Here is a 236-nt window from a genome sequence, read left to right as displayed (position 1 = left end):
TGTGTGCAAGCACACGGTGTCAGATTCCTAATTTTCTACAGAAATTTCGGCTAGCCGAACATCTCTTTGTATCCTAGATAATGGAGCCTAGCGGGATCGAACCGCTGACCTCCTGCGTGCAAAGCAGCGCTCTCCCAGCTGAGCTAAGGCCCCGACTAATAAACTGGTTGTTTCATTATTAGTGGTGTACTATTCTATTACGTGAAGCTTAATTGTATTCGAACTAAAATCTTAGT

Annotated in this window: 1 tRNA gene; it reads right to left on the bottom strand. The window is 44.1% G+C overall.

What is annotated here, in order from left to right:
* Positions 1–81: 81 nt before the first annotated feature.
* Positions 82–153: transfer RNA gene (locus AT575_RS10655), tRNA-Ala, on the bottom strand.
* Between the last annotated feature and the right edge of the window lie 83 nt (positions 154–236).

This window comes from Streptococcus penaeicida, assembly GCF_002887775.1.
Taxonomy (GTDB): domain Bacteria; phylum Bacillota; class Bacilli; order Lactobacillales; family Streptococcaceae; genus Streptococcus; species Streptococcus penaeicida.
Note: the sequence above shows the minus strand (reverse complement) of the source record. Positions and strands in the feature narration are given on the sequence as shown.